This is a genomic window from Gimesia sp. (assembly GCF_040219335.1).
GTDB lineage: Bacteria > Planctomycetota > Planctomycetia > Planctomycetales > Planctomycetaceae > Gimesia.
The window spans coordinates 1-4,598 of sequence record NZ_JAVJSQ010000032.1; the positions used below are offsets into that span (position 1 = coordinate 1).

At 50.2% G+C, this 4,598-nt stretch carries 3 protein-coding genes; 2 read left to right on the forward strand and 1 reads right to left on the reverse strand.

What is annotated here, in order from left to right; genetic code table 11:
* Positions 1-446 precede the first annotated feature (446 nt).
* Entirely contained in the window at positions 447-2,012 is a 1,566-nt protein-coding gene (locus tag RID21_RS27315) for a hypothetical protein (RefSeq protein WP_350194496.1), read from the reverse strand.
* A gap of 205 nt (positions 2,013-2,217) precedes the next feature.
* On the opposite strand from RID21_RS27315, the gene RID21_RS27320 reads away from it, so the two are divergent.
* Positions 2,218-2,805 (forward strand): DUF1294 domain-containing protein, encoded by a 588-nt coding sequence (locus RID21_RS27320; RefSeq protein ID WP_350194498.1) that lies wholly within the window; start codon positions 2,218-2,220, stop codon positions 2,803-2,805.
* Between the two features lie 148 nt (positions 2,806-2,953).
* Complete coding sequence (locus tag RID21_RS27325; protein WP_350194500.1) at positions 2,954-4,369, forward strand: leucine-rich repeat domain-containing protein; 1,416 nt, start codon at positions 2,954-2,956, stop codon at positions 4,367-4,369.
* Positions 4,370-4,598 lie beyond the last annotated feature (229 nt).

The window sequence follows — 4,598 nt, forward strand, 5'->3', positions numbered from 1 at the left end:
GCCACAGGCAACAGGAGACCACAGAACAAATGCGCTAGAGTGATTAACCGATACTCACCGACCAACCGATCGCGTCTAAAAATTAGCCGCAGGGCGTTAGCCCCGGTTGAAACGATGATCGCCAACACGCATTCAACTTCAGAGGCGCACTCCGACACCACAACGCCCCCTGTATCGGGTGGTCCCGGATGCAATCCGGGATTGCCGCAGGCAACAGGAGGTCGCAGAACAAATGCGCTAGAGTGAGAAACCGCACCTCACCAGCCCACCGATCTAACCTGATATCATAAGCCGTAGCGCCTATTCCCCGATTAGACGCATCCCCCCGTGAGCGGCAAAGCGCTAGCTGCCGGTAACCAAGGTCGACGTGGAATATAGCACCGGTGGCTAGCGCCATTCCGCTCATAAAATCGAAGAGCAAATGCGGTATAATGAGAAACCGCACCTCACTCCCGCGTTCCCTGCACCGTCCCCTTCAGCTTCCCAAACACGCCCTCACCCCAGACAACGCGCGCCTGCTGCAACCGCTTCACATCCGTCGCTGCAAACGCAGTCGCTCCAATCTCCTGCCCGTCCTGACGAATCACCAGTCGCCCCGGTTCAATACAAAACTCCAGCTCCAGCGGCTGATCCTTCCATTTCAACTGCGCTGCCAGATTCCCGGGCATCTCGAACGCCAGCACGGCTCCATATTCCCGTCGCTGTGCATCGGTCAGAAACGTGTACTGATCCGACCAGGGATAGGTCCCCTTGGAAGAGGTCGAGACCATCAACGCGCCCCCCTGCGGCACCAGTCCGGTAATTCGCTGCCCCCAGTGATTGAGCACCAGCTTATGTTGCACCGCCTCCGCCTCGTAAGGATGCACCGTCTTGTCCGTCAGTTCGGGATGCGAAAACATCCGCCCCTCAGAAAACCAGCGGTCAGCGTCTGCGTCGTACCGCCACAACTCGGCCCAGGGCCAGACCCCCACAAACAGATCGCCCCGGTAAATCGCCAGCGTCTGGGCTTCACGGGCACTCGGCGAAACACCCGGCAGCCGGGGCGGCCAGCCGGACAGCTGCCTGATTTCTGTGCCCCCCGTATACTCAAACAGCTCACCCGACGGATACTGGGCCAGCAGCAGCCGGTCCCGAAAGTTCAGCATCGAATAAACCTGGTAGCTGCTTTTGTCACTGGCTTCCAGAATCGTCCGCCACTTTTTGCCGTCGAACACATAGACGCCCCCCCAGTTCGAAACCGTGAGCAGTTCATTCCGAAACTGCCCCCAGGCGAACGGCGTCGCTCCCACAAATTTACAGTCGATACTTACCGCCCGCGACAGATCCACCGCTCCCCCATCCGACGGCTTCCAGGGACAGGCCACGACCTTCGTAAAGCCCCCCTGTTCGGACCGCTTGCCATGATAGAAACAGAGAAATCCCTGCGCATAATAAAAGTTGTAATAGCGTCCCTCTGCAGGTGGTTCAAGAATGATACGCCCATTATAAGCCGCCCGGTTGGAAGAAAACGTGAGCACGCCGGTCCCGACTCTCTGCATGCCATCCCCGGAACTCACCGGTCCCGTGGGAGGCTCCGGCGTATCGATCCACTTCCCGGCTGCAGGATTCCAGGTCCGTAGCGCCCCGGGACGATAACCACTCCAGGCAGAAATCGTCTGATTCAAATCCAGCAGATACACGCCCGTGTCCAGATCCGGATGAGGCAATCGCTTCGTCTGTGCTGTCGGAGTCGTGCCCGGCTGTTTCACATAAAACTGCAGCGTGTGCCGATCGCCGCGAAAGCGGGTGTTGTAGACATCCATCAACCCGGCCCCGGCAATCACGGTGCCATCCGCATCACGCAGTTCAAACAGCGAACCAAAGCTCTGACCGACATCCTCTCCCAGATCAACCCGGGCCGAGATCTTAAGCAACGGCGGTGCGGCCTTCTCCGGTTCCGCAGCATTACTTCTGACAGACTCCAGACAGAGGAAACCAAGACAACCGGTCAACAGCAAACAGAAACGCATCATGGTGTGGCACTCCACAGGCGGGTTTTCGGAACGCATTTGAAGCATCCATCCTAAAGGTCCACCAACCGGGATACAACCAGGAATCGATTCCTGGTTTTACTCACTCGCCATCATCGAATCCGTTTCCTGCAGTCGCTACAATAAGTCGCCAGTACCAGACACACAATTCAAAACAAAATCACATCCCAATCAAAAAGTAATCTGAATGCGTTCACAGGGAATAATCACACACTGGGATGATGAAAAAGGCTTTGGCTTTATCACACCCCAAGACGACGGCACCGCGGTCTTCGTGCACATCAGCGCTTTCACTCGAACTGCACGCCGGCCGCAGACAGGCGATCCTGTTTCGTACGAAACCACCCCGGGCAAAGACGGTAAACCCAAGGCGGAGCATGTCCGTTTTTCAGATCAGTCCCTGGTCAAGAGTCTGTGCAGCGCTCCCGCTGTTCTGTTTACGGTACTCTTTATCTGCTTTCTATTGGTCTCTGTTTATTTCAACCGGCTCTCCTGGCTGGCGCTGGTGGCATACGGTGCCGCGAGCGTGATCACATTTATCGCCTACGCCTGGGATAAATCAGCGGCCCAACGGGGAAAATGGCGGACAGCAGAAGCGACCCTGCACTTGATGTCACTGGTAGGAGGCTGGCCCGGCGCACTGGCCGCACAACGCCTGCTGCGACACAAATCCAGCAAACAGAAATTCTTAGTCGTCTACTGGCTGACCATCTTCCTGAACGTGGCAGCAATAGGCTATGTAGTCTGGCACAGTGATTTCGGTTTGATCAATTAACTGATCAGTCTGTGTATTTCCTGAAGGCATAATCGACATTGGCTAATTTGAAGTAAGCAATCATTCAGAAATAATCTGATGCTGGATGAAATTGGGAAGTATCTTTATCCCGATGTAGAAAGAATGATTCAAAGATTAGAGTAAAACTATGTTCGACAAATCTGAGTTCTTCAGTTCTGATCAGTATTTACGCCTAAGAGGCAAAAGTGTCACGCAAGAAGATCTTGTTCGTGCAGGAGAGAATTTGACACTCGAACAATTAGATCTAAGTAATTCTAATCTCAAAGACGAGTGGTTGATCCATCTAAAGAAATTGCAGCACTTAAATGTCTTAAGTCTCGATAATACGACAATCACTGATGCAGGACTCAAGTATCTGCAGGAGTCAATTAAACTGAGTATACTTAATCTTAGTGAAACTGCGATCTCTGATGCGGGACTCCTTCATCTAAGAAGTTTAGAACAATTGAATTTACTTGATCTCAGTCATACTCAAGTTTCAGATGACGGACTGCTTTATTTAGAAGGTCTTCATGAATTAAGAATACTGAATTTATTTGAGACAAAAGTGAGTGATGCAGGAATGATCCACTTAGCAAAATCATACAGACTAATTGAATTAAATCTGGCGTGCACGAGGATCACTGATAAAGCTCTCTGTCATCTGACCGAAATGGAAAATCTCTATGAATTAAATCTAAGTTCTACAGACGTACGAGGAATTGGTCTAAGTTATTTGAAGCGATTGCCTCAACTGAGAAACTTAAGCCTGAGGAAAACTAAGATTAGTGATTCAGCTTTAGAATATTTCAGAGACTTACCCGACTTGAAATTTTTAGATTTATCTCACACCAGAATCAGTGATTGTGGTCTCGAGCATCTCAGAGGGCTCACACAATTAGAATCGCTTCATCTGAACGATACTCAGGTCGGTGTGCAGGGGATTCGCAACTTAAAAGAGCTCTCAAATTTAAAAACATTATACATCAGTAATACAAATGTGAGTAACGATCAAATCATCCTTCTGGAATCAATGTTTCCTCATTGCCATTTCAGGCCAAGTGCGAGAGAGGTTGAGGTTTCGATGCTCATTGAAAAAGCTGACGATGCTGTATTCGATACAGATTGGGAACGTGCAGCAATGTACGGTAATCGTCTGGCTGAGCTGCTAGAAGAACCTGATCTCGAAACAATTGAAAAAGAAGTCGAAAATGATTCGCTTTCAGGAATTAGTGCAGTTTGTGATCTGTCACGTTGGATCACGGTTTGCGAGTCCAGAAAAGAATTTGAGGAAGCGACTTTGTATGCCGCTGCCAGTATCGCGATTCAAAAGCAGATGGTTATTAAATCCTATCTTGAGAAAGCACGGGTTGATGAATGTTTAAAGGACGATATTGAGTGCTTATTCATTGATTGTGAGTCTCAGGCAATTCGCTATTTTAATTTAAATAAATTGGAACACTCTAGAATGGTTATGAACGAGGCTCTTGAGCTTTCAAAGTATTTCCAGGTACCCCTTGATGCAGATCAGCAAGAGTTAGTTGAGGAATATGAGCTTGAATAAACAGGCCCCTTTGATCAAACATGCTTCCCCGTGAGCGGCAAAGCGCTAGCTGCCGGTAATTAAGGTTGACGTTGAAGACAACACCGGTGGCTAGTAACTCCGATTACAAATAGTTTCCCACCAGAGCAAATTGTTGCCATTGCTTCCTGGTTTTCCTGAGTTCTCTCCAGGTGCGGGGGCGTTCGATCTGCTGTTGTTTCTGTGTGCGGTGGCCGGTATACGTCCAGCG

Bases quoted from the DNA above. Each gene is read 5' to 3' on its own strand.
- RID21_RS27325 (WP_350194500.1), top strand. From the start codon at position 2,954: ATGTTCGACAAATCTGAGTTCTTCAGTTCTGATCAGTATTTACGCCTA.
- RID21_RS27320 (WP_350194498.1), top strand. From the start codon at position 2,218: ATGCGTTCACAGGGAATAATCACACACTGGGATGATGAAAAAGGCTTT.
- RID21_RS27315 (WP_350194496.1), bottom strand. From the start codon at position 2,012: ATGATGCGTTTCTGTTTGCTGTTGACCGGTTGTCTTGGTTTCCTCTGT.